This is a genomic window from Bythopirellula superficialaquae, from assembly GCF_059632245.1.
Window position 1 is genome coordinate 1,158,321 of record NZ_CP197426.1, and the last position, 23,102, is coordinate 1,181,422.

At 54.9% G+C, this 23,102-nt stretch carries 23 protein-coding genes and 2 pseudogenes; 22 read left to right on the plus strand and 3 right to left on the minus strand.

Annotated elements, in window-relative coordinates; genetic code table 11:
• Nucleotides 1–19 precede the first annotated feature (19 nt).
• The 13 genes from SH678x_RS04790 to SH678x_RS04850 all read left to right on the plus strand — a co-directional run bounded on the left by SH678x_RS04790 (nucleotide 20) and on the right by SH678x_RS04850 (nucleotide 11,782).
• Nucleotides 20–940 (plus strand): cupredoxin domain-containing protein, encoded by a 921-nt coding sequence (locus SH678x_RS04790; RefSeq protein WP_496921748.1) that lies wholly within the window; start codon nucleotides 20–22, stop codon nucleotides 938–940.
• 34 nt (nucleotides 941–974) lie between these two features.
• Nucleotides 975–2,270, plus strand: a complete 1,296-nt coding sequence (locus SH678x_RS04795) for a cytochrome c (RefSeq protein WP_496921749.1) — start codon at nucleotides 975–977, stop codon at nucleotides 2,268–2,270.
• A 70-nt stretch (nucleotides 2,271–2,340) separates the two neighbouring features.
• Nucleotides 2,341–3,114 (plus strand): cytochrome c oxidase subunit II, encoded by a 774-nt coding sequence (gene coxB / locus SH678x_RS04800; protein ID WP_496921750.1) that lies wholly within the window; start codon nucleotides 2,341–2,343, stop codon nucleotides 3,112–3,114.
• Between the two features lie 74 nt (nucleotides 3,115–3,188).
• The gene (locus tag SH678x_RS04805) at nucleotides 3,189–4,982 is read left to right on the plus strand and encodes a cytochrome c oxidase subunit I (RefSeq protein ID WP_496921751.1); all 1,794 of its coding nucleotides are present in this window, start codon (nucleotides 3,189–3,191) and stop codon (nucleotides 4,980–4,982) included.
• Between the two features lie 5 nt (nucleotides 4,983–4,987).
• Entirely contained in the window at nucleotides 4,988–5,995 is a 1,008-nt protein-coding gene (locus tag SH678x_RS04810; RefSeq protein WP_496921752.1) for a COX15/CtaA family protein, read from the plus strand.
• Nucleotides 5,992–6,900 carry a heme o synthase gene (cyoE, locus tag SH678x_RS04815; RefSeq protein WP_496921753.1) on the plus strand — a complete coding sequence of 303 codons (909 nt, stop codon included), beginning with the start codon at nucleotides 5,992–5,994 and terminating at the stop codon, nucleotides 6,898–6,900. Before SH678x_RS04810 ends, cyoE begins: the two co-directional genes overlap by 4 nt.
• A 126-nt stretch (nucleotides 6,901–7,026) precedes the next feature.
• Nucleotides 7,027–8,049: a cytochrome c oxidase subunit 3 gene (locus tag SH678x_RS04820; protein WP_496921754.1), complete on the plus strand. Its 1,023-nt coding sequence runs from the start codon at nucleotides 7,027–7,029 to the stop codon at nucleotides 8,047–8,049.
• A gap of 37 nt (nucleotides 8,050–8,086) precedes the next feature.
• Entirely contained in the window at nucleotides 8,087–8,554 is a 468-nt protein-coding gene (locus tag SH678x_RS04825) for a cytochrome C oxidase subunit IV family protein (RefSeq protein ID WP_496921755.1), read from the plus strand.
• Nucleotides 8,555–8,610: 56 nt separating this feature from the next.
• Nucleotides 8,611–9,555 (plus strand): ABC transporter ATP-binding protein, encoded by a 945-nt coding sequence (locus tag SH678x_RS04830; RefSeq protein WP_496921756.1) that lies wholly within the window; start codon nucleotides 8,611–8,613, stop codon nucleotides 9,553–9,555.
• Complete coding sequence (locus SH678x_RS04835; protein WP_496921757.1) at nucleotides 9,545–10,333, plus strand: ABC transporter permease; 789 nt, start codon at nucleotides 9,545–9,547, stop codon at nucleotides 10,331–10,333. The genes SH678x_RS04830 and SH678x_RS04835 overlap by 11 nt, the downstream gene beginning before the upstream one ends.
• The gene (locus SH678x_RS04840) at nucleotides 10,330–10,968 is read left to right on the plus strand and encodes an SCO family protein (RefSeq protein WP_496921758.1); all 639 of its coding nucleotides are present in this window, start codon (nucleotides 10,330–10,332) and stop codon (nucleotides 10,966–10,968) included. Before SH678x_RS04835 ends, SH678x_RS04840 begins: the two co-directional genes overlap by 4 nt.
• 1 nt (nucleotide 10,969) lies before the next feature.
• On the plus strand, nucleotides 10,970–11,470 hold the full coding sequence (locus SH678x_RS04845; protein ID WP_496921759.1) for a DUF420 domain-containing protein: 501 nt from the start codon (nucleotides 10,970–10,972) through the stop codon (nucleotides 11,468–11,470).
• A gap of 15 nt (nucleotides 11,471–11,485) precedes the next feature.
• Complete coding sequence (locus SH678x_RS04850; RefSeq protein ID WP_496921760.1) at nucleotides 11,486–11,782, plus strand: hypothetical protein; 297 nt, start codon at nucleotides 11,486–11,488, stop codon at nucleotides 11,780–11,782.
• On the opposite strand, the gene SH678x_RS04855 is transcribed toward SH678x_RS04850, so the two are convergent.
• A complete protein-coding gene (locus tag SH678x_RS04855) occupies nucleotides 11,746–12,183 on the minus strand; it encodes a DUF983 domain-containing protein (RefSeq protein ID WP_496921761.1) in 438 nt (145 codons plus the stop codon). The genes SH678x_RS04850 and SH678x_RS04855 overlap by 37 nt on opposite strands.
• Before the next feature lie 100 nt (nucleotides 12,184–12,283).
• Here SH678x_RS04855 and SH678x_RS04860 point away from each other — a divergent pair, with 100 nt between their 5' ends.
• Nucleotides 12,284–12,451 (plus strand): hypothetical protein, encoded by a 168-nt coding sequence (locus SH678x_RS04860; protein ID WP_496921762.1) that lies wholly within the window; start codon nucleotides 12,284–12,286, stop codon nucleotides 12,449–12,451.
• Nucleotides 12,452–12,469: 18 nt separating this feature from the next.
• Here SH678x_RS04860 and SH678x_RS04865 read toward each other — a convergent pair whose 3' ends face one another.
• Nucleotides 12,470–13,837 carry an HD-GYP domain-containing protein gene (locus tag SH678x_RS04865; protein WP_496921763.1) on the minus strand — a complete coding sequence of 456 codons (1,368 nt, stop codon included), beginning with the start codon at nucleotides 13,835–13,837 and terminating at the stop codon, nucleotides 12,470–12,472.
• Between the two features lie 564 nt (nucleotides 13,838–14,401).
• Between SH678x_RS04865 and SH678x_RS04870 the strand changes: the two are divergent.
• The 6 genes and pseudogenes from SH678x_RS04870 to SH678x_RS04895 form a co-directional block, all read left to right on the plus strand.
• Nucleotides 14,402–15,628 (plus strand): annotated as a pseudogene (locus SH678x_RS04870) (preprotein translocase subunit SecA); the annotation flags it as partial.
• 81 nt (nucleotides 15,629–15,709) lie between these two features.
• Nucleotides 15,710–16,450 (plus strand): annotated as a pseudogene (locus SH678x_RS04875) (preprotein translocase subunit SecA); the annotation flags it as partial.
• Entirely contained in the window at nucleotides 16,451–18,082 is a 1,632-nt protein-coding gene (locus SH678x_RS04880; RefSeq protein ID WP_496923058.1) for an SEC-C metal-binding domain-containing protein, read from the plus strand. It abuts the pseudogene before it with no gap.
• A gap of 16 nt (nucleotides 18,083–18,098) precedes the next feature.
• On the plus strand, nucleotides 18,099–18,299 hold the full coding sequence (locus SH678x_RS04885; RefSeq protein WP_496921764.1) for a hypothetical protein: 201 nt from the start codon (nucleotides 18,099–18,101) through the stop codon (nucleotides 18,297–18,299).
• Entirely contained in the window at nucleotides 18,287–18,586 is a 300-nt protein-coding gene (locus SH678x_RS04890; RefSeq protein WP_496921765.1) for a type II toxin-antitoxin system RelE/ParE family toxin, read from the plus strand. Before SH678x_RS04885 ends, SH678x_RS04890 begins: the two co-directional genes overlap by 13 nt.
• 34 nt (nucleotides 18,587–18,620) lie before the next feature.
• On the plus strand, nucleotides 18,621–19,964 hold the full coding sequence (locus SH678x_RS04895) for a 3-deoxy-D-manno-octulosonic acid transferase (protein WP_496921766.1): 1,344 nt from the start codon (nucleotides 18,621–18,623) through the stop codon (nucleotides 19,962–19,964).
• A gap of 200 nt (nucleotides 19,965–20,164) precedes the next feature.
• Here SH678x_RS04895 and SH678x_RS04900 read toward each other — a convergent pair whose 3' ends face one another.
• Complete coding sequence (locus SH678x_RS04900; RefSeq protein ID WP_496921767.1) at nucleotides 20,165–21,031, minus strand: hypothetical protein; 867 nt, start codon at nucleotides 21,029–21,031, stop codon at nucleotides 20,165–20,167.
• Nucleotides 21,032–21,210: 179 nt separating this feature from the next.
• Here SH678x_RS04900 and SH678x_RS04905 point away from each other — a divergent pair, with 179 nt between their 5' ends.
• Together SH678x_RS04905 and SH678x_RS04910 are read left to right on the plus strand one after the other, a co-directional pair.
• The gene (locus tag SH678x_RS04905) at nucleotides 21,211–22,233 is read left to right on the plus strand and encodes an ABC transporter ATP-binding protein (protein WP_496921768.1); all 1,023 of its coding nucleotides are present in this window, start codon (nucleotides 21,211–21,213) and stop codon (nucleotides 22,231–22,233) included.
• A 53-nt stretch (nucleotides 22,234–22,286) separates the two neighbouring features.
• Nucleotides 22,287–23,102 carry an ABC transporter permease gene (locus tag SH678x_RS04910; protein ID WP_496921769.1) on the plus strand — a complete coding sequence of 272 codons (816 nt, stop codon included), beginning with the start codon at nucleotides 22,287–22,289 and terminating at the stop codon, nucleotides 23,100–23,102.

The window sequence follows — 23,102 nt, forward strand, 5'->3', positions numbered from 1 at the left end:
GCAAACAAGAACTAAGAACATGATTCTTTCATTCACACGCAACCGGCACATCAATTCACGGCAAAACAGTTTGTTGTTGCTGGTGGGGCTGATGGTGCTGGCTGGCTGCAACCGACGTGAAGAGCTCGGTCCTGTGGGTAATCTGGCTGCCGCCGAAAAAATTCGCGAGTCGTTTTCCACTGGTGAAGCTGGTGGCGGAGGGGCTGCGGTCGCGACGGGAACGGGTTGGGCCACGCTCAAGGGCAAGTTTGTTTTCGACGGCACACCGCCGGAGATGCAGCCCTACAACGTGAACAAGGATATGGCTGCCTGCACGATCGACGGTAAGGCACCGTTGCAGCAGACGCTGCTGGTGGATGATGCTACGAAAGGCATCGCCAACGTGGCTGTCTTTGTTCGCAGTGCTTCGCGTGTTCACGATTCGATGAAGGGTGGCGAAGGGGAAGCCGTCTTCGATCAAAAGGTGTGCGTGTTTCTCACGCACGTGTTTCCTTTGCGATTGGGGACGACGATGCTAATTAAGAACAGCGATCCCGTGGGCCATAACACGAACATTGAAGGTAAGAACAGTTTCAATCAAACGATCCCGGCGGACGCAACGATTCCCTTCAAGCCACAGAAGGAAGAGGCCGTGCCGGTTAGCGTGCGGTGCAGTATCCATCCGTGGATGCTCGCGTATTTCTTGCCACGCGAGAATGGCTACGTGGCCGTGACGGCTGAGGATGGCACGTTTGAAATTCCAAATTTGCCCGCGGGCGAAGATTTGGAATTCCAAGTTTGGCACGAAAGTGCAGTGGGGCCAGGCAAATCGCTTGTGTTGACCACTCCCGAAGCCAAAGAGTTGAAGTGGTCGAACAAGGGACGGTTCAAGATCAAATTGGCCGAGGATGAAGTGAAGGACGTGAATCTCACGGTGCCAGCGGCGGCGTTTGGCGGATAACGATTTTCAATCACGAAAGATGTAAGTACACCAAATGAATCGGGCCAGCTTCTGCAATTTGATGGGCTGCTTGTTGGTGACGGTGTTCGCCGTAGGGTGCGATACGCCGAGTGCGCCACAGTTCCATTTGAACATGGTGCAAATGGTGTCCGACGCCACGCCGACGCCGCCGGAATATCAACAGCAAATTGCCGACGTGCTTGAAGCGATGTTCGGCACGCCGGATAAGCCCTTTGTGATGCCCGAATCGGGCCTTGATGCTCGCAAACTGAAAATGGCAGCGGGACCTGCTTGGTCCGACGAAAAGGGTGCCAAGTTTGGCCTTTATCGTCAGCACTGCGTGCATTGCCACGGCATCAGCGGCGATGGCCGCGGTCCCACGGCGTTGTTCTTGAATCCTTATCCGCGTGACTATCGTCAAGGTGTGTTTAAGTTCAAGTCGACCTACACGGCCGCGCGGCCGACGATGGAAGACTTGCATCGCATCATGGTCAACGGCATTCCGGGAACGGCCATGCCGTCGTTCTCGCTGCTGCCTGAGGCCGAGATCGAGGCTTTGATCGAATACGTGAAGTATTTGGCGATTCGCGGGCAGATGGAAACGGCGCTCACGAATTATGCCTTCAATGATTTGGGCGAAGAAGACGTCATTGATGAAAAGACAGGTGAGCCGGTGCTTGATGAGGATGGTGAACCACAAACGCGGTTGATCGCACTGAATCCCGCCGAGGATGCCGATCAGCGGACAGCGGTCATGGATCTGCTCACCGAGATCGTCGACGATTGGAATGCCGCCAACGAGCAGATCATTGTTCCTGCCGAGGATATGATTCCCAAGGATGATCGTTCGCCGGAGGAAGTTGCCGCTTCGGTGGCCAAGGGACGCGAATTATTCTTTGGTGTGCGAGCCAACTGCGTGAAGTGCCACGGCCCCACGGCCTTGGGTGACGGTCAGCAGGACGATTTCGACAACTGGAACAAGGCCCACCATTTGTTCCTCGAATCGGTTGCCAAGGGGACGGACGAAGAGTTGGCCGATGAACGTGCCGAAGTGGCCGCGACATTGTTCCCCGTACGGAACGCGATTCCGCGTAACTTGCGGTTTGGAGTTTATCGCGGTGGTAATCGTCGGATCGATATTTTCTGGCGGATTTTTGCTGGCATCGCGGGAACGCCGATGCCGGGTAGCGGTCCCGCAAGTGCCGGGGCGCAAGGCACGCTGACCGAAGAAGAGATGTGGAACATCGTCGACTATGTGCTGTCGTTGCCGTATGAGATGCCGAGTCGTCCGCTGTATGCCTTGCCGGTGAATGTCGAGTCGGTGAAGTAGCTATTTTTTTACCACAGAGACGCGGCTCCGTGGCAATTACAAACAACTTTCCCATACGTGGAGAGCGGTCGTGAGACGGTTTTGGAGTTTCCTGTTTTTGTTGGTCCCGATTGGTGGGGTGGCAACGTTCGTCGCTGCGCCCTACTTCAATATCTGGCTGCCTCGCGATGTGTCGGAGCATGGCCGGACAATCGATAGCCTGTTCATGTTCATTCTGTACCTGACGGGCGCGGTGTTCATCGTGACCGAAATGGCGCTCTTTTGGTTTTCGTGGAAATACGATGCCCGATCGAATGACGAACCGGTGAAATTTTCTCACGGTAGCCATGCGTTGGAACTTGTGTGGACGATTTTGCCGGCGGTGACGTTGCTGTTTATTGCCATCTACCAAATGGAAGCGTGGGCGGCAGCCAAGATGGACGTGCCGAAGATCCCCATCACGGCGGAAGTCACGGGGCGACAATTCAACTGGGACTTCCGTTACCCGGGCCCCGATAATGAGCTGTATACCGAAGACGACATCATTCGCACCGACGGTAAATTCTACTTACCGGTGAATGAAGAGATTTTGCTCAACATCACGAGTGCCGACGTGCTGCACAGTTTCTTCCTGCCAAACTTGCGGATGAAGCAGGACGTTGTGCCCGGCATGTTGCAGCAGATGTGGTTCAAGGCCAAGAAGACGGGTGGGTTCGACATCGTGTGCGCCGAGCTGTGTGGTTGGGGACATTACAAGATGAAGGGGCGCGTTTATTTTCTGCCGCGCCCCGAATACGAAGCCAAGCTCGTCGAGATGGCCAACGAGCAAAAGACAATGCGGGTCCAAGTTCCCGAGACTGAATAACACCAACATTAAAGCACGAGTAACTTTGGGGTGCCCTGATCGGCACCTAGCTTGAACGAGCAATCGAGAATCCCATGAGTAGTGTTACTGTTCCCAGCGTTGCCGAGAAGGAACATGCCCACACGGGCAGTTTCTTGAAGACCTATGTCTTCTCGCTCGATCATAAGATCATCGGCCTGCAATTTTTGTTCAGCACGCTGTTGTGGTTCATCGTCGGCGGGTTGCTGGCACTGGGCATTCGTTGGCAGTTGGCTTATCCCTGGCGGCCGATGCCCATCCTCGGCAATTTGCTCGCGGCCAATGAAGGGGGCCAGATTGCTCCCGAAAATTACACGATGCTCGTCACCATGCACGCCACGGTGATGATTTTCTTTGTGATTATTCCGGTGCTGGCCGGTGCGTTTGGCAACTTCCTGATTCCGCTGATGATTGGTGCCGACGATATGGCGGTGCCGATTTTGAACATGCTGAGCTACTGGTTCATGTGGCCGGCGTTCTTCTTCATTGGTGCGAGCTTTTTCGTGGAAGGAGGTGCTGCCCAAGGCGGGTGGACCTCCTACCCGCCGTTATCGGTGATCGAAGCTGCGGCGCCGGGTAGCCTCACCGGGCAGACGCTCTGGTTGATGGGTGTGACCTTCGTCGGCATTTCGTCGATGATGGGCTCGATCAACTACATGACGACGATCATACAGATGCGTGCCCCCGGCATGACAATGTTCCGTCTGCCGATGACGATTTGGGGCATGTTCATCACCGCGATTTTGCAAGCTTTCGCGTTGCCGGTGCTGACCTCTGCAGGCTTCATGCAATTGAGCGACCGCATGTTGGGCACGGGCTTCTTTCTAGCTGAAGGAGCGTCGGCCAATAACTCGGCACTGGCCACCGGTGGCGGTCAGCCATTGTTGTGGCAGCATTTGTTCTGGTTCTATAGTCATCCGGCCGTGTACATCATGATCTTGCCGGCAATGGGCATGGTGTCGGACATCATCAGCACGTTCGCGCGGAAGCCGCTGTTTGGTTACAAACCGATGGTGTACTCGATTTCCGGCATCGCGGGCTTGGGCTTCATCGTGTGGGGCCACCACATGTTTGTGTCGGGCATGAATCCAATGCTGGGCATGACGTTCATGGTGTCGACGATGATGATCGCCCTTCCCAGTGCGATTAAGACCTTCAATTGGCTCGGCACGCTGTGGGGTGGAAAAATCCAATACACCACGCCGATGTTGTTTGCCATTTCGTTTGTGTCGATGTTTATCATCGGCGGCTTGAGCGGCATTTTCATGGCTGCCACGCCGGTCGATATTTTCATTCACGATACGTATTACATTGTGGCTCACTTCCATTACGTGCTGTTCTGCGGCACGGCGATGGCTGTGTTCGGCGGTATCTATTTTTGGTTCCCCAAGATGTTTGGCCGCATGATGAACGACTCGTGGGGCAAGGTCCACTTTGCCCTGACGTTTGTCTTGATGAACTGCGTGTTCTATCCGATGCATATCTTGGGTATGCAGGGTTTCCCCCGCCGGTTGGCTGATCCGTATCACTACGAAACGTTCCGCAATCTGCTGGGGCTGAACCAGTTCATTAGTTGGTGTGCGTTCATCATGGTGGGCGGGCAGATTATCTTTGTGATCAATTTCTTCGGCAGCATGTTCTTTGGACCTCGTGCGGGTCGCAATCCTTGGCATGCCAACGGTTTGGAATGGCAAGCCCCCAGCCCACCGGGCCACGGCAACTTCGATTTCCAACCGATCATTTACCGCGGACCCTACGAATATGGTTCACCGGAAGTGGAAGAAGATTACTATCCACAAACGCAACCACCGAAGCCTGGTGTCGAGTCTCAACCCGCACCGGCCCATTGACCTGCATGAACGCACCCTCGCCTAGCCTGAGTAATTCTCGCTGGCCCCATCGCTGGGCTTGGCTGTTGGCGTGCGCGACGTTTCCCTTGATCTGGGTTGGCGGATTGGTGACAACCACCGGCGCGGGAATGGCGTTTAAGGATTGGCTGACTTCAGACGGTCATTTTATGTTGTTCTACCCTTGGCTCGATTCCGAGGGGGACAAATTTGTCGAGCATGGCCATCGATTGCTTGGCGCAGCCGCGGGTTTTCTGGCGATTGCCTTGGTGGCCGTGTGTTGGCGATGTGAATCACGAAGTTGGGTGCGCAAGTACAGCTTGGTGATTCTCGCCGGCGTGATTTTGCAAGGACTGCTCGGTGGCATGCGAGTTGTCTTTGACGAGCGAACCTTAGCTCTGATTCACGGTTGCACGGGCCCCGCGTTCTTTGCCTTGTGCGTGGGCATGGTGGTCGTCACTTCCAAGTGGTGGCAGAACGCTGGACAGATTGAAGCAACCCCTGGCAACAAGAAATTTTTAAGGCTGGCCGTGCTGACCACGGTGTTGGCTTACGCTCAGTTGATCGTGGGAGCGCTCGTGCGGCACAGCCCGCATTTGACGAATCCCTCTGCAGCGGTGGTTTTTCAAGCGGCTGTGTATTTTCATTTGCTGTTGGCCCTGGCGATCACGGTCCATGTGGGAATGCTTGCCTGGCAGGCATTTCGTAACAGACTGGAACGCGGACGGAGTTTGACACTGGTTGCGTTGATTCTGGTTCAGGTGCTACTTGGGGTTTCGACCTGGATGGTGAAATATGGTTTGCCACGCTGGGCCGCTTCGCTGTTGGGTGATCCGCAGTTCGTGAACACGGCCGACAATGCTCATCAAGCGGGAATCGTCACGAGCCACGTGGCCGTGGGATCGTTGATCCTTGTGACGGCGCTGGCGATTGCCATACGGGCCGCGCGACAGCTTCGCGTGGGCTTGCCAAAATTATCGTCACCCGTCAATGCAACAATGGAGGTGGCGCTATGAGCAATCCTTCGATTCTTGTTGCCGAGCGTTCAGAAAACACATCGCTCGCGCGGTTGGCAGACTATCTGGAGTTGACCAAGCCGCGGATCGTGCTGTTGGAATTAATCGTGGCGAGCGCAGCGGCTTGCTTGGCCGCGCCGCACGCCCTCGACATGCGCGTGCTGCTGTTCGCCTTGGCAGGTACGGGGTTGGTCGCCGCCAGTGCGAGTATCGCGAATCAATGGCTCGAGCGCGTGAATGATGCTCGCATGCCGCGGACTGCCAATCGGCCACTTCCCGCGGGCCGAGTCACAAGCCATGAAGCCATCGTGCTGTCGGTGTTATGTTTGCTGGCCGGGATGGGCTTATTGTTGTGGCAAGTGAATATGCTCACCGCCGTGTTGGGCTTGGCGAGTTGGATTCTGTACGTGCCGATTTACACTCCGCTCAAAACTCGCAGCACGTTTAATACAACCGTGGGGGCAGTAGCGGGGGCGATTCCGATTCTCATGGGTTGGACCGCCACGGGAGCACCACTCAACTTGACGGCGTGGTCGTTGGTGGCCGTGTTGTTCTTATGGCAGTTTCCGCACTTCATGGCGATCGCGTGGTTGTATCGTCATGATTACGCCACCGCGGGCCACAAGATGCTTACTGTGGTTGATCCCACGGGGATGCGTGCGGGGGCGCAGGCCGTGATTGGTGCCGCGCTGTTGGTGCCGGTGAGCTTGATCCCCGCGATTGTGCCGACGGGAGGAAGCCCGCTGTTGTATTTGACTTGGACGTTCGCCCTGGGCGCTGTTCAAGCCGCCTTAGCGATTCGCTTTGCCATTTTTCGGGACACGCAATCCGCACGATTGTTGTTGCGAGCGTCGATATTATTTTTGCCGGCTTGGCTGGCGATGTTATTGGTGGTGACACTTTAGTAAGAACGGAATGGAACGCAGATAGACGCTGATTTGGCCGATTGTCGCAGATAAGAAAATGATTTTAATCAGCGACCCTCCGCCAAATCTGCGTTCATCCGTGTTCTATGAATTGAGTAGCTAATTATGAGCGACGATCATCACGGGCATGGCCCGACATTCGACTATCAACCGGCGTTGCCGATTTCCAACGGCAAGACGTTCATGTGGTTGTTTTTGTCGACCGAAATTATGTTTTTCGCCGGGCTGATCGGCACATATATCGTGCTGCGGTTCGGTGCGATTTCTTGGCCGTCGACGCACGACGTGCATCTGGCGGAAATTTGGGGCGCGATCAACACGTTCGTGCTGATTTGTTCCAGCGTGACCGTTGTGCTCGCGTTTGAAGCCGCCAAGAAAGATCAATCTTCGACCGCCAAGGGATGGATGCTGCTGACGCTGCTGTTGGGATGCGTGTTCTTGGGCATCAAGATGTTTGAGTACAACGCGAAGTTTTCGCATGGTATTTATCCCATGAAGCCGCACAGCCAGATTTTTGAAAAGCCAGACGTTTACTACGCGCAGGCCGTCCGCGTGCGATTGACGGCGATGAAGACCGAGATCGAGAACAAGAAAGAACGCACCGACATCGATAAAGAGCATCTGGCGATCATTGATGGCATTCTGCGACAAGTGGATGACGCCGAGGTGACGTTGCGAGATAACCCGGATTCGCCGGAAGGGCGGATCAAGATTGGGAAACTCGCCGACGCGATTTACCCGCGGGCCAGCGTTCACGAACATCATCCGGGCGGCCATGTGTCAACTAATACTGAGTCACCGTTCCGGCTGGTTGCCACGGAGAGCGATGGAACGGGCGATGCTTATGAGTTGGGCGAAGCGGACGATCATCCCGTGGGGCTCAACGATCAGCATTACTGGCTGAAGCTGCCGATCATGATTCCTGGTGGCAACATGTGGGCGAGCACTTACTTTTTGCTCACCGGCTTTCACGCGTTGCACGTTGTGGTTGGTTTGATTGCCTTTGGGTTGGCGCTGACGATGACGCTCAATCGGGCCTCTGCAGGGACGATCGAGAACATCGGCCTGTATTGGCACTTCGTCGACTTGGTTTGGATTTTCCTGTTCCCATTACTTTATTTGTTTTAAATCCCGGCCGGTTCACGGCTCAGTGGAGATTGAATATATGTCCCACAACGATCAACAAACCACGCACGCACATCATGGCGAGCACGAGCACGAGCACCACGGCGGCAATGGAATTTACATTGCGGTCTTTTTGGCGCTGTGCGTGCTGACTTCGTTTTCGTTCCTCACGTACTTCGATTTTTGGCGGAGCAACGTCCCCACCGAAGTGAGCCGGGCGTTCATGATGGCCGTCTCGTGTACGAAGGCGATGCTGGTGATCATGTTCTTTATGCATCTCAAGTGGGAAGCCAACTGGAAATGGGTGCTGACAGTGCCGGCGAGCATCATGTCGGCGCTGTTGATTTTCGCCCTGATTCCCGACGTAGGTTTGCGGATGCGTTTTGCCTCGTTCGATCGCTTGCGATTCACGGCGGAACGACCGGCTCAAACTCAGAAGATTGAAGACGACGTGGATCTTCCCCTGGAAATGCAAAAAGAAGGGTACGAGATCAAGCCCACGACGTGAGTTGAATTTCCTTTCACCATCAAGAGCGACCGGCAACTGCTCACAACTTTTAAACCATGCCAGCCGAAACCGCGATTGATGTCTCCGGAGTTTCGCACCGTTATGGATCGCGAACGGCGGTTGACGGCCTGTCACTTAGTGTGGCGAGCGGCGAAATCTTTGTCTTTTTAGGCCCCAACGGCAGCGGCAAGACAACCTTGTTTCGCGTGTTGTCGACGTTGATCCCCCTGCAAACGGGCGAGATCACGATGCTGGGCTACAACCTTCACACCGACGCCGCGGCGATACGCAGTCGATTGGGCGTTGTGTTTCAAGCGCCGAGCCTCGACAAGAAGCTGACCGTGGCGGAAAACCTGCACCATCAGGGGAAACTCTACGGGATGAATGGCGCGGCGTTGCGAAACCGTTCCGAAGAAATGCTCAACGCGCTGGGGATCGCCGACAGGGCAGGGGATCTCACCGAGACGCTCTCCGGCGGCATGCGACGGCGAGTGGAGCTTGCCAAGGGATTATTGCATCGTCCGCAATTGTTGCTGCTCGATGAACCGTCGACGGGCCTTGATCCGGGGGCGCGCTCGGACTTATGGAAGTATTTGCAGCAGATTCGCGCGACCGACGGCGTGACGATTGTGCTCACGACGCATTTGCTCGAAGAAGCTGATCGCGCGGATCGGATCGCAATCATGCACAACGGCAAGTTGGCTGCGCTCGATACGCCCACGGCGCTGCAAGCCTCGGTGGGGGGCGATTCGATTACAATTCGCACGGCACAGCCCGCGGAACTCGCGGCGGCGATCAAAAATAAATTTGGTTGTGAAGTCATCGTGTTGGAGAATCAAGTCCGCTTGGAGCAACCCGAGGGTCATCTGTGGATTGCTAAACTCGTTGAAGCATTTCCGAGCGAGATTCAATCGATCACACTCGGCAAGCCAACGCTTGAGGATGTGTTTATTGACCGCACAGGTCACAAATTCTGGTCGGAGGAAAGTGATGGCAACTGAACGCATCATCGCGGTTCCGGCTTTGCCCGTGATTATGACGCTCGCGCAGCGTGAGCTGGTGCGATTCTTTCGTCAGCGAAACCGCGTGATCGGTGCGCTCGTGCAGCCGGTCATGTTTTGGGGATTGTTCAGCTTGGGTCTTCGGAGCAACGATCTGGGGTTCGCGTTTTTCTTTCCCGGCACGATCACGATGATTTTGTTGTTCACGGCGATCTTTGCGACGATTTCGATCATTGAAGATCGCCGCGAGGGATTCATGCAATCGGTGTTGGTGTCTCCCGCGCCACGCTGGGCGATGGTGTTGGGGAAGATCGTCGGCGGGTCGGCCATCGCTATGCTGCAGGCCTTGTTATTTTTAGCGTTGGGGAGCGCGACGCTTGGTGCTCCGGGGTCGTTGGCCGAAGTTCTGCAAGCGATCGCGCTGATGGCGGTGATCGCCGTGGCGCTCACAGGTCTCGGCTTTTTTATTGCGTGGCGGATGGAATCGAGCCAAGGTTTCCACGCGATCATGAGCGTGTTTCTGTTCCCCATGTGGCTGCTGTCGGGGTCATTATTTCCCGATGATCCGACGAGCTGGATTACGTTTCTCTCGCGGTTTAACCCGCTCACTTACGGGGTTGCGGGTTTGCGACACTATTTGCACTTTGGCGATCGGAGTATGGTGGAAGTATTGCCGAGCCTGCCGGTCTGTTGGGCCGTGTCAGTGGCTTTTGCCGTGGTGACAGTTGCGCTGTCGTGGAAGATTGCCGGCACGCGGACGACGGGAGATCTGTTATGAACAACTCAACGTTGCCGTATTGGTTGTCGGTCATGGTGCTGTTTCTGGGTGCCTACGGCGGCTGGAAATGGTATCAAGTCAACGAGCGGGTGCGCGAATTTGAAGCAAGCAGGGAGGTGGGTGGACTCACATTCGATGGCCCGCCGCTGGAAGAGTTTGAACTCACCGAGCGAAGCGGCGAAACATTTTTCTCGGCCGACATGAAGGGCCGGGTCTGGGTGGCGAGCTTCTTCTTCGCCAGCTGCCCTGGCCAATGCCCACGGCTGAACGCCAACATTAAGCAGCTTCATGATTTGCCGGAACTCAAAGACGTGACGTGGGTGAGTATCACGGTCGACCCCGACAACGACACCGAGGAAGTGCTACAAGACTACGCTAACCGCTATCAAGCGGACCCCGAGCGATGGCTGTTTGTGCGGGGGCCGTTCGATTACATCAAACGGGTGGGCGAAGACATCATGAAGCTCGAAGTTACCTGGCGGGGGCATAAAGATTACGCCATCGTGATCGACCGCGAGGGCAAGGTTCGTGGGATGTTTGACGCCACGAGCATCAGCCAATCGAAGAAGTTGCGATTGCTGCTTTTGGATTGTTTGGCGGAAAAGGGCGCTAAGTCGCAAGCGGCTGGGAATTGAGATGGCGAACTTGATTTTTGCTTTTGATGCGCATCCGCTTGTTCATTTGAATGCTGGGCTCAATGCACTGGCGACTTGTTTGCTGGTCGCGGGCTACGTTTTGATCAAGCGTGGTGCCAACCGGGCCCATGGCTGGGTGATGCTGTCGGCATTTGTCGTGTCGTGCGTGTTTCTGGTGAGTTATCTGACCTATCACTGGTCGGCGGGGAGCGTGAAATTTACGCATCCTGGCGTTGTGAAATTGATTTATCTCGTGATTTTGCTCACCCATGTCGTGCTGGCGGCGGCGGTGCCGTTTCTGGCGATTGCTTCGATTAGCTACGCTCTGTGGGGGCATGGCTTTGGGGGTGCGGCGGAATTGCCCAGCGAGAAGCAAATGGCCTATCTCGCCCGCCACCGGCGGATTTCGCAATGGACTTTCCCGATTTGGCTGTATGTTTCCATTACGGGGGTGGTGGTTTACGTGATGCTCTATCACATCTGGCCCCCCACCACCGGTTGAGGGTAAAATAACAATATGAACTTACCTCGCACGAAAAAGCTGATTGCCCTGTTGCTGCTGGCCGGTTTTGTCATCGTGATGACGACTGGCGAAGCATGGGCTTGCCCCACGTGCAAAGATGGCATGTCGGGGAGCGATCCGGTTTCGTTGGCTCGCGCGACGGGCTACTTCTATAGCATCCTGTTCATGATGGCGATGCCCTTTGTGATTATCGGCACCTTTGGCGGAGCGGCGTACCTGTCGATCAAGCGTGCCCGCGAGCAACAGGCTCAAGCTCAAGACCGATCGTCGGCGAGCGTCACGCGCGGCTGAGCCATGTCGGCCAACTGGCGGCGTTCTTCTTCGTTCGGCCAGGGATCCCACCGCTCGTCGAAAGCAATCCACAGCGCGCGGCCATAGCGAAAAAACCAGATCGGAAACAGCAGGCTGTACGCCGTAAGAATCCACAGCAGTTGCCGGCTAGTGGACGTTTTTGTTAAGTAAAGTGAGAAATAGATCACAACGACCATCAGGGCGGTCACGCCGTAGTTGAAGTAGATCGACCCTAACAGATAGCCAGGGGCACGGTCAAACTTGCGGCCGCACTTGGGGCAGGGATCGTTCATGCTGATCCAATTGCGGAACAGCTTTCCTTCGCCGCAGGCGGGGCAGCGCAGTCGCAAGGCACGGCCGATGAGAGTTGCGTAACTTGGTTTTTCGAATGGGTCTGACATTGTTTCCGCCTTGATAATCACATCGTAAGCCATGCACTGTATTTATGCTATTGGCCTGTGGCTCCTTGCAGGAATTACTTCGGGTCGGTAGTTTCGGGTGATGCAACCACTGGCCCGATTCCTGCAGTTCATCGGCTTGACGATCCCGCCTCTGGCGATGATCGCGCAGCTGGGCAATCATATTAGTGCGGGGAAGATGTTGCAGTTTCTGCTCGTGGCGGTCGGCGTGTTCGTGCTGGGTTACACGCTGCAACGATTCAGCAAGTGACCTATTCCTAGAGCAGCTCTATTCCCAGAGCAGATCGGTCGTCGATGGGTCGGCAATTCGTTCTTCTTGCCGCGTGGGATGGGGCAGCGGCGCGGTGACTTTGAGTTCCGACTGCGAAAGATCAACAATCGACGAATGCCCCTTATCCATGCGCAGACGCCGGTCGGCACCGACGCGCTGCACGACCGGCTCGGTATACGGACCGTTGCCGCGGCGAATCACACGGGCCTCGGAACCATCGCTGAGTTGCACGTGGCTGCCAATCGGAAATAGGGCCACGACGTTGAGCAACGCCCGCACGGCATCGATGGAAATGCTTTTGGTTTTGACTTGGCTCAGTAAGTAAACCATCACATCGTAGGCAATAAACGCGGGGCGGCCCCAGGTTTCTTCGGTGAGAGAAACATACGCATCGGCAACGTGCAGAATCTTGGCATAGGGGTGAATCTGATTATCTTTCAAACATCGCGGATAGCCGGAGCCGTCGAGTTTTTCGTGAACTTGTGCCGCCGCGATGCGAACGCTGTCGGAGAGCTCGTGCATCTTTTCGAGCATCTCGAACGTGTAGAGCGGATGCTGTGCCATTTGTTCACGGGCATCATTCGTGAGCGTTGAACGTTGGGAATGAATTTTTTTCTCTAGGCGGTACATGCCCCAATCGTGGACGAGTCCGCATTGACCCACTTCGCGAACCAAGTGTTCATCCCAACCCATTTCAATGGCAATCGCCATGGCCAGCACCGAAGTGCGTACGGCGCGCTCGGTGATTTCAGGATTGGGAGAGACTTCGGCCGACGTGGCGATGGTATGGTCGGGGTCGTGGATCAACTCCGCGGTGGCGCCGTTGGCGACCACGCGGACTGCGCGGGTGTCTTGTGACAGCCCCGCGATTGCGTGGCGGATCATCGTATCCAACAGCTTCTTGGTCGTCGCGAATTGTTTGGTGAGGCGTTCGCGCTGTTGCGGATCATAGGGTTCGCTTGCCACGCGCCGCTGGCGATTCTTAAGCGGCGGATCCATGTTGCTGACGCTCAGCGAAACTCGCGAGCCCAAACGCGCAACCTGTTGGTTCAACTCCGCTACTGATTTGGTGGATGTCAAGGATGGTCTTGGCGAGACAGCGGAGGGCAGTGTGCTTTTGGGCTTTGAGGTCGCCGTAACATCAGATCGTTTAGGCTGAGGCGCAAGCATCCGTGCTGCGTCTTGCGGATGGAGATAAACCGCTTGGATGCCCCGGTCGATGAGCCGTTTCTTGATCGGGTCGGTAATTTCTGTTCCAGCGGCCAGGAGCAGTAAGTCGTTGGCATCCAGAATCGAATGGGAGAGCCGGCTGCCGCTGCGAAGCTCGTCGATGCTCAGTTCTACTGAACCAGGAGAGGGCGGCATGGTGGATCACTTATTCAAGGCGAGAACTCCGGGGCGATATCGTGCACCCGTAAGAGTTTATCGGAAGCTATCAGCCTAAAAACAGAGAGATAAGTGTTAGGTTTCGAACTTGCGACTAACCACTGGCACGATGTGATGGGCTATTTTGGCGGGCCGAAAATACAGCTTGCTGGTCGACTTTTGACTGTTTCTGGCCTTAGCTCAGGGTCTTGTGTTTTTGACCTAAGTAGCCAACATGTGCGTTGTTGACTCCCCACTGACAGTACTGAAGGATTTGTCATCCCCGGCCGGGCGGCTACTCGCCTTAACTTGTTCAGAGGATTGATATTACGTATACCGGGGCCCTGTCTATCTGCCTTGACCCGTTGGCAAAATCGCAATAAACTTTTTGCTGCGAAAATCTTACGTAAATTGCCGTAACGTACCTCAGGGTGGCGGCGGTCGTTGTGTGCCGATTTGGCTGTCGTGAACAGGTCAGCCGGGCCTATCGAGTTGCCGGTGGAGCCATCTTGGTGATCACCCGAGGTTATCTTTTGCCTGATTGAAGGGGTCGTGTAGTTAGCGATGGAAGTACTGGAAAGAATTTGGGAAGTCCTGAGCGGGTTCGGTAACGGCATTCTTAGCCGCTTCGAACGTGCGATCACGGCGCTGTTTGGCTCGGCCAATGCGCGCTATCTCAAGAAGGCCCACCCCAAGGTGGCGGCGATCACCGCCCTCGAACCAACTTACCAAGCCCTGACCGATGACGAACTGCGCGCGAAGACCGACGAGTTTCGCGAGCGTCTCGCAGCCGGCGAAACGCTGGATGACTTGCTGGTCGAAGCCTTTGCCGCCGCACGCGAGGCAGGGCGGCGTTTTTTGAGCATGCGTCATTACGACGTCCAGCTCATGGGCGGCATCATTCTGCACGGCGGTAACATCGCCGAAATGGTGACGGGTGAAGGCAAGACCTTAGTCGCCACGCTACCCGCTTACTTGAATGCCATTGAAGGTAAGGGCGTTCACGTTGTGACGGTCAACGATTATTTGGCCCGCCGCGACATGGAGTGGATGGCTCCGCTTTACAACGGCCTGGGTCTGACGGTCGACGCGATTTGGTCGGGCATGGATCCCAACGAACGCCAGCAAGCTTATGCGTGTGATATCACATACGGCACGAACAACGAGTTTGGCTTCGACTACTTGCGCGACAACATGAAGCAGGCCGCGCGCGGAGATGATCGCTATCCCAAGCATCAGCAACAAGCGCAGGGCCGGCTCAACTACGCGATCGTCGACGAAGTCGATAACATCCTGATCGACGAAGCGCGAACGCCGTTGATTATTTCCGGACCCGCGCGGGACGATGTCTCCAAGTATCTTAAGGCTGACAAAATCGCCCGACAGTTAAAGCCAGGGATTCATTTCGAAGTCAAGGAAAAAGAACATTCCGCGCATTTGACCGACGAAGGGGTGCGCGAAGCGGAACGGCTAGCTGGCGTGGAGAGCTTCTACACCGCTGGCAATATGCAGTGGCCTCACTTGATTGACAACTCGCTCAAGGCTCACAATCTCTACAAGCTTGACGTGAATTACGTCGTCCAACAGGGCCGCGTGATCATTGTCGACGAGTTCACGGGACGCTTGATGGAAGGCCGACAATGGAGCGATGGCTTGCATCAGGCGGTTGAAGCGAAGGAAGGCGTGCAGATCAAGGAAGAGAATCAAACGCTCGCCACGATCACGCTGCAAAACTTCTTTAAGCTGTACAAAAAGATTTCCGGCATGACGGGGACCGCCCTCACCGAAGCAGGGGAATTCTGGAAGATTTACCAGCTCGAAGTGATTGGCGTGCCCACCAACCGCTCGATGCAGCGGTTGGAATTTCCTGACATGATCTTGCGAACCGAGCGGGAAAAATACAACGTCATTGCCGACGAGATCGAACGGCTCAATCGCTACACGACGGTCGACACCAAGAATGGCTCGCGGTTCATCGGCAAGTTGGTCGCCGAGGACGAAAAATCGATCACGCTGGAATTGGTCGAAGAGCGAACCAAGGAAGTGATTCCTCGCGACAAGATCACAACCATTGAGCCGCCAGGACGCCCGATTCTGGTGGGCACCGTTTCCATCGAAAAGAGCGAACGGCTCTCAAGTTTGCTGAACAAGCGTGGCGTTGTTCATCAGGTGCTTAACGCCAAGCAACACAAACGCGAAGCAGAAATCGTGGCCCAGGCGGGCCGCTTGGGAGCGGTCACGATTGCCACGAACATGGCCGGTCGCGGTACCGACATTATTCTGGGCGGCAACGCCGACACGATGGCTTGGGCCGAGTTGCAAGATAAATACTCTTCACGGCTTGAAGTCCCTCACGACGAGTGGGAGCAACTGGTCACGAAGATTGAACGCCGTGAAAAGATGAAAGAGCAAGGCCAAGAAGTCAAAAAGATTGGCGGCTTGCACATCGTCGGCACCGAGCGTCACGAGTCGCGTCGTATCGATCTCCAGCTACGCGGTCGTTGCGGACGCCAAGGCGATCCGGGCAGCAGCCGGTTTTTCCTATCACTCGAAGACGATTTGATGCGGATCTTTGCCGGCGAGTGGGTGAAGAACATCCTTACGCGGCTTGGCATGCAAGAAGGCGAAGCGATTGAAAGCCGCATGGTGACCCGCCGTGTGGAAGGAGCCCAGCGCAAAGTTGAAGAACGCAACTTTGAGATTCGTAAGAATCTGCTTGAGTATGACGAAGTCATGGACGAGCAGCGCAAGCGGGTTTATGGCTATCGTCAGCGAATTCTAGACGGCGACAATTGCCGCGAGTTGATCATGGAGATGATCGGCGAGCAGTTGGAAGAACACCTGCAGGCATTCTTGGATTCGGATTACGGTACGGAATCCTATGCCGCCGCGGCCGGCAATTTGCTCAACGTGCAGCTCGATCCGCGCGATTATCGCAATTCGAATGCCGATGATGCCGAGCGTCGCGCTCGCGACGAAGCGTATCGATTGGCCGAGACGCAGATTCACGACGCCATCGAAGAGAACCTACCCGACGAAGAAGAATCGGAATGGAATTGGGAAGCGTTGGCCAAATGGTCCAATATCCGATGGGGCACGAACTACCGCGATCGCGACCTTAAGAAGGTGGGCCGCGATCAGTTGAATGAGTTCATGATTGCTCAGGCGACTCAGGCCATCAGCCAGATCGACTTGAGCGAACTCGCTCGCTTGCTTGAAAGCGATTTTGGCATACGAACAGCTTGTGCCTGGTTGCACGAGAAATTTGGCGTTGAACTTACGCCCGATGAGGTGGCGAACCTGACGCCTCAAGCGTTCATCGAACTGGCGCGTGATCGGGCGCAGCAATCTTATGATGAACGCGAGTCGGAGTATCCCGTGTTGGCGGGGATGTATCGTTTTGCTTCCCGCAATCAAGCCGGTCAAAAACAGGGCCTGCAACGCGAAGAGCTTGTCGAATGGGCTAAAAAGCGATTTGGCGTGGAGCTTTCTCTCGACGATTTAAAAACCAAGCAGCGGGAAGAAATTCATGCCCTGCTGGTCGAACATAGTCGTAAGCATAATGCGCGGGCGAACGAAGTTGCCGCGGAAGCTCAGAAACGAGTCGATGCGCTGTTTGCCGAGTCGGGCACGGCGGTGACGCTGGGTCATGCCACGGGCAATAACGGCAAGCTCGATGATTTGAGCACATGGTTACAAGCAGCTTGCGCTACGACGTTGACGAGCGAAGATTTGGCCAAGCTCGATTATAGCGCGGCCAAGCGACGAGTTTCTCAGGCGGTTGAAGATTACTATCATCCCGAGATGCGGCGGATGGAGCGGGCCGTGCTGTTGCAGATTCTCGATCAAGCGTGGAAAGAGCATCTGTTGAGCATGGATCACTTGCGCTCGAGCGTCGGGTTGCGAGGTTATGCCCAGATTGATCCCAAGGTCGAATACAAACGCGAAGGCATGCGGATGTTCGAGACCATGTGGAGCAGCGTGGCGAATTACGTGACGAACTTGATCTTCAAGATGGAACAGTTGGACGAGAATTTCGTCGGTAGCACGTGGGTGGAATCGGCGGCGATTCACGAGTCGGCCCCCACGACGTCGGACATCGCGCAACAGCAGGATGCGGCGATTCAAGGCACCGACACCAAGCAGAAGCTCGAGCCGATCCGCAACCGCGACGAAAAGGTGGGCCGTAACCAACCCTGCCCGTGCGGCAGCGGCAAGAAATATAAGAACTGTCACGGCAAGTAATGACAAGAGGGAAGCCATGAGTGCGATCGAACGCGAATCCGCGAAGCAAGAGATGATAGCCCTTTTGCAGCAACAACCTGAAGACAGCACTTACGATGAGCTATTGAAGGAATTGGCTTTTGCTAAGGTCATTAAACGAGGTTTGCAAGATGTTGCTGCTGGTCGTGTCGTTTCGAATGAAGCAGCGAAACAGCGGATTGAGTCATGGCAAAGATAGTTTGGACTGAAGAGTCACTGAATTGGCTGGAGTTAATCGCCGACTACATTTCGCAAGACAACCCTAGTGCAGCAGTTAGAACGCTTGAAGGTATTTATAGTAAAGTTCAATTGCTGAAGAAAAATCCAGAACTCGGTTTTCGTTACGAATCCATAGTCCACCGTGAAGTGAGAATCATTTTGTACGGTCACTATCGAATTGCTTACGATGTCACGGAAGAGAAGGATGTATGCATTCTGGGCGTGTTTCACGCTGCATTGGATGTAGAGCGTTATCTCAAGGACTAATTCAGAGACGAAGTGTTTGTGGGAAAGGATTCCCGTGTCACGACTATTTGCCTGGACGTTAAACGCCGTCTATTTGACGGTACTTCTGTTGGCCTCGCCTTGGCTGCTGTGGTCGGCTTGGCGGCAGGGGAAATATCGTGAAGGCTTCGCCGAGAAGGTGCTGGGACACGTGCCTTTGCGCACCGGTCACCGTCCTTGCGTCTGGCTGCACGCGGTGAGCGTCGGTGAAGTGAATTTGGTTGCCACGACTCTCAATCAGATCATCGGCTGCCGTCCTGATTGGGATGTGGTGATCTCCACAACGACCAAGGCGGGTTACGACCTTGGGAAAAAGAAATACGCCGACCACACGGTGTTCTATTGCCCGATCGATTTCAGTTGGGCGACCAAGCGCGCGATGCGGCAGGTGCGGCCCGATATGTTGGTGTTGGCTGAGTTGGAGCTGTGGCCGAACTTGATTGCCGCGGCGAAAGAGCAGGAGGCGCAAGTCGCGATCATCAATGGCCGGCTGAGCGACAAAAGTTTTCGCGGTTATTCACGCTTTCGACCGTTAGTGTCCCGCGTGTTGTCGCGGATCGATCTGATTGCCGCGCAGAATGAAGAAACGGCCGAGCGTTTTTGTAAGCTGGGAGCACGACCAGAACGGGTTTATGCCACGGGTTCGTTGAAATTCGACGGGGCCATGACCGATCGCGCTAATCCCCGCACGCAACAACTCCGCGAGTTAGCACGCTTTAAGTCGGACGATATTGTTTTTCTTGTCGGGAGTACGCAGTCGCCAGAAGAAGAAATTGGCGTGCGGATTTACGGGCAATTGGTGAAAGACTATCCGCATTTGAAATTAGTGATCGTGCCACGGCATCCCCAGCGATTTGAAGAAGTGGGCGAGTTGCTCACGCAATCGGGATTGCCTTGGACGCGACGTTCACAATTAGGCCAATCATGTCTAAGCACTGCTGGGCAAGCCAGCAGTGGCAACCCAGTACGCGGCTCGATTCTGCTTGTCGATACGATTGGCGAGCTGGGAGCTTGGTGGGGAACGGCGAGTATTGGCTTTGTCGGCGGGAGTTTCGGTGGTCGGGGCGGGCAGAACATGATCGAGCCGGCGGCTTACGGCGTGGCGACCTGTTTTGGTCCAAACACTTGGAATTTCCGCGACATTGTTGCCCAATTGCTGCGGGTCGATGGTGCTCATATCGTGAAGGATGAAGCAGAACTGGCGACGTTTGTGAGACGAGTACTGGCAGAGCCGGAGTGGGGAACGGCATTAGGCCAACGTGCACAACAATTGGTGCTCGATCAGCAGGGGGCCACCAAGCGGACTGTTGATTTGCTACTTCCGTTGATCAATGAAAAGCGACAATCACGAGCTGCTTAATTGACGTTCGTTACAGATTTTGAAACCACGAAAGACACGAATGACACGAAACAAAGAAGGAAAGATTATCCGCTCATGATCGCTAATCAAACGCTTATGAATTTATTAGCGGAAGTAAGCGTGGATGAGCGGTTTTAAATTCTGTCTTTATTCGTGCTATTCGTTTGATTCGTGGTTTAAAAAAGAATGCGAATGTCGAGCTAGGATTCTGTCGCGGCTTCGTCGAGCACGTGTTCGTGGTTCTGGATATGCTCGGGACAGTAGCAACATTGTCCGGCACATTTTGAGCAGTAGCGGAAAGCCATCTTGGGCGATGCTTCGCTGTTCGCTCCACAAACTCGGCAAGTGTGAACCGGCTTGCCCACCTTCTCGACCTTGGCCTGGAACGTGCGGCGGCGCTGGCCTTGCTTGATCTCACGCAGATGGTCACGGCCCAGAAACAGAAAGTAGTTCAAGAGCGAGGCAACGATGAAAATTTTGACCGAAATGTCGCCCCGTAAAAAGGCGTAGCCATAGCCAAGCCAAGCAATCAACGCGAGCCAGCGAATTTGCATCGGCAGAATAAACATGACGTTGATCGTAAAACTGGGGAACAGCCGGGCAAAAGCCAGAAACAGGGTGCCGTAAATAAAGCTGCTGATGTCGATCGTGCCACGCGAGAGTGACTTGACGGAAAATTGCGCGAGCATAACCGCACCATCTCCTCCCAGGCCCCGAACAATAAAGTGGGCCGCGATGACGGCCAGGAATCCAATCAAAAGAAAAAGGTTATAACGATAAGTGCCCCAAACGGTTTCGAGCGACGTCCCATAACGATACATGAGCAACCAAAAGAAGATGACGAATAAAGGGTCCGTGGCCGGCGGGAAAAAAATGAAGGAAACCAATCGCCAAACTTCACCCTGCAGAACCATTCCCGGCAACAGCATGATGCGCGACAAATCGAATTGCCCGACCTCGGGATTACCCAGATGGCTGAGCAAATAGAAAAAGGCCTGTCCGGCGATAATGATGGCGGTGGGGTTGGGAATGGCCCAACGTCGCAACAAGTTTTCCAAGCGTTTCATAGGGTTTTCAATTCGCCGCCGAACAAAAAGGCCAAGTTCGAGCGCGAAACTGCCGCGCTGCTGGCCCTGCATGACTACCCTTTCTGGGCGTGATGTTCAAGGGCTAATTGCTCGTGGCGCGCGGCTGCGGTTGCCCGGCTCTGTCCGCTCGTATTGAGCCTGCCTATAATCAGAGTTCTATGAACGCCGTCGAAATCCGCAACCTGCAAAAGTCCTACCGCGTCTATCAAAAACAAGAGGGCTTGCTCGCCTCGGTGCGTGGGTTGTTTCATCGCGAATATCGTGAAGTCGCTGCGGTGAAGGGGATTGATCTCGATGTGGCCCAGGGGGAATTCGTGGCGTTTCTGGGGCCCAACGGCGCGGGCAAGACGACCACACTCAAATTGCTCTCAGGTGTCATTACTCCCAACGGCGGCGAAGCTCGCGTGTTGGGGCACGTGCCTTGGCTCCGCGAGAACGAGTACCGGCGACGCTTCGCCTTGGTGATGGGCCAAAAAAATCAACTTTGGTGGGACCTGCCCGCGCAAGAGTCGTTTCTTTTGCATCAAAAGATTTATCGCATCCCGCCCGCTGAATTCGCGAGAACCCGCGACGAGTTGTGCGACTTGCTCGACGTCAGCCATCTGCTGGGGCGACCAGTGCGTGAATTGTCGTTGGGCGAGCGGATGAAGATGGAACTGACCGCCGCGCTGTTACACTCGCCCGACGTGTTGTTTCTGGATGAACCGACGATCGGGCTCGACGTCATTGCCCAGCACAACATTCAAAAGTTTCTGAAGTATTATCAGCAAGAACGTAAGATCACGATTCTGCTGACGAGCCACTACATGAAAGACGTCGCGGCGTTGTGCCGGCGTGTCGTGATCATCGCCCAGGGCCAGATTATTTACGATGGTTCGTTGGCGGGGATTGTCGACCGCTTCAGTGGTCACAAAGTGCTTTCGCTGCAATTTGCCAACGGTCGCATGCCGAGCGATTTGTCACGGTACGGTGAAGTACTAGAAATCGCAGAGCCCAAGGCACGGCTGAAAGTGAATCGGAGTGATATTTCCACCGTGTTAGCTTCGGTGCTGGCTGCTTACACGCTGGAAGATATTAGCGTGGAAGACCCACCGCTTGAGGAAGTGATTGCGGAGTTATTCACGACTTCAGGTGGGAAAAAAGCCTCTGAGCCCGAAGTGGTGGCTGCTCAGGTTAGTTAAACCGTTGGCTGCCGCCTGCGGCTAGGATGTAAATTTAAGAGAATTTGCGACGTATGCTGGCCCGTGCTGCAACCTGGTGGACGATTTTTAAGATCTGCGTCGAAGAACGCTTAGTCTATCGCGGTGATTTCGCGCTCGGCACGTTGATGCGCTTTTTGCCGATCGTGACCCAGATTTTTCTCTGGACGGCCGTGTTCGCGTCGGCGGGGACAGGCAGCATTCAAGGTTTTACTCGGGAAGACGTCGTGGCGTATTACCTGCTCACGATGTTGGCCCGAGCTTTTTCCAGCATGCCGGGATTGGCGTCAGGCATCGCGCGGCAAGTTCGAGAGGGGGAAATCAAGAAGTTTTTGATTCAACCGATCGATCTGATTAGCTACTTGCTGCTGTCGCGGATCGCCCACAAAGTGGTGTATTACTTGATCGCTACGGCGCCTTTCGCACTCGTCTTTTATTTATGCCGGGATTACTTCCTGGGCTGGCCACCGCTCGACATTTTTTTAGCGTTTGTGTATTCGCTGATGATGTCGTTTTTGTTGGGCTTCTTCATGGAAGCCACGATGGGGATGATTGCCTTCTGGTTTTTGGAAGTTTCCTCGCTGCTCTTTGTTCACATGCTGTTCGTGTTTTTCTTTTCGGGCCATATGTTCCCGCTTGAGTTTTTGCCCGAGCCTTGGAAAACGATCATCGATTACACACCGTTTCCTTATTTGGCTTATTTTCCCTCGGTCGTATTTCTGCAAAAGGTCGAAGGGGCTGCGCTCACCCGCGGCTTGATTCTGCTGACGGCTTGGACGGTGGGATTCATGGTGCTCTGCCGGTTGTCGATGAACGCTGGCTATCGCCGTTACAGCGGATATGGGGGCTGA

Bases quoted from the DNA above. Each gene is read 5' to 3' on its own strand.
- SH678x_RS04890 (WP_496921765.1), top strand. From the start codon at position 18,287: ATGGCAAAGATAGTTTGGACTGAAGAGTCACTGAATTGGCTGGAGTTA.
- SH678x_RS04855 (WP_496921761.1), bottom strand. From the start codon at position 12,183: ATGTCAGACCCATTCGAAAAACCAAGTTACGCAACTCTCATCGGCCGT.
- SH678x_RS04905 (WP_496921768.1), top strand. From the start codon at position 21,211: ATGAACGCCGTCGAAATCCGCAACCTGCAAAAGTCCTACCGCGTCTAT.
- SH678x_RS04830 (WP_496921756.1), top strand. From the start codon at position 8,611: ATGCCAGCCGAAACCGCGATTGATGTCTCCGGAGTTTCGCACCGTTAT.
- SH678x_RS04880 (WP_496923058.1), top strand. From the start codon at position 16,451: ATGCAAGAAGGCGAAGCGATTGAAAGCCGCATGGTGACCCGCCGTGTG.
- SH678x_RS04885 (WP_496921764.1), top strand. From the start codon at position 18,099: ATGAGTGCGATCGAACGCGAATCCGCGAAGCAAGAGATGATAGCCCTT.
- SH678x_RS04835 (WP_496921757.1), top strand. From the start codon at position 9,545: ATGGCAACTGAACGCATCATCGCGGTTCCGGCTTTGCCCGTGATTATG.
- SH678x_RS04795 (WP_496921749.1), top strand. From the start codon at position 975: ATGAATCGGGCCAGCTTCTGCAATTTGATGGGCTGCTTGTTGGTGACG.
- SH678x_RS04860 (WP_496921762.1), top strand. From the start codon at position 12,284: ATGCAACCACTGGCCCGATTCCTGCAGTTCATCGGCTTGACGATCCCG.
- SH678x_RS04805 (WP_496921751.1), top strand. From the start codon at position 3,189: ATGAGTAGTGTTACTGTTCCCAGCGTTGCCGAGAAGGAACATGCCCAC.
- SH678x_RS04900 (WP_496921767.1), bottom strand. From the start codon at position 21,031: ATGAAACGCTTGGAAAACTTGTTGCGACGTTGGGCCATTCCCAACCCC.
- cyoE (WP_496921753.1), top strand. From the start codon at position 5,992: ATGAGCAATCCTTCGATTCTTGTTGCCGAGCGTTCAGAAAACACATCG.
- SH678x_RS04865 (WP_496921763.1), bottom strand. From the start codon at position 13,837: ATGCCGCCCTCTCCTGGTTCAGTAGAACTGAGCATCGACGAGCTTCGC.
- SH678x_RS04820 (WP_496921754.1), top strand. From the start codon at position 7,027: ATGAGCGACGATCATCACGGGCATGGCCCGACATTCGACTATCAACCG.
- SH678x_RS04825 (WP_496921755.1), top strand. From the start codon at position 8,087: ATGTCCCACAACGATCAACAAACCACGCACGCACATCATGGCGAGCAC.
- SH678x_RS04840 (WP_496921758.1), top strand. From the start codon at position 10,330: ATGAACAACTCAACGTTGCCGTATTGGTTGTCGGTCATGGTGCTGTTT.
- SH678x_RS04850 (WP_496921760.1), top strand. From the start codon at position 11,486: ATGAACTTACCTCGCACGAAAAAGCTGATTGCCCTGTTGCTGCTGGCC.
- SH678x_RS04790 (WP_496921748.1), top strand. From the start codon at position 20: ATGATTCTTTCATTCACACGCAACCGGCACATCAATTCACGGCAAAAC.
- SH678x_RS04810 (WP_496921752.1), top strand. From the start codon at position 4,988: ATGAACGCACCCTCGCCTAGCCTGAGTAATTCTCGCTGGCCCCATCGC.
- SH678x_RS04845 (WP_496921759.1), top strand. From the start codon at position 10,970: ATGGCGAACTTGATTTTTGCTTTTGATGCGCATCCGCTTGTTCATTTG.
- SH678x_RS04910 (WP_496921769.1), top strand. From the start codon at position 22,287: ATGCTGGCCCGTGCTGCAACCTGGTGGACGATTTTTAAGATCTGCGTC.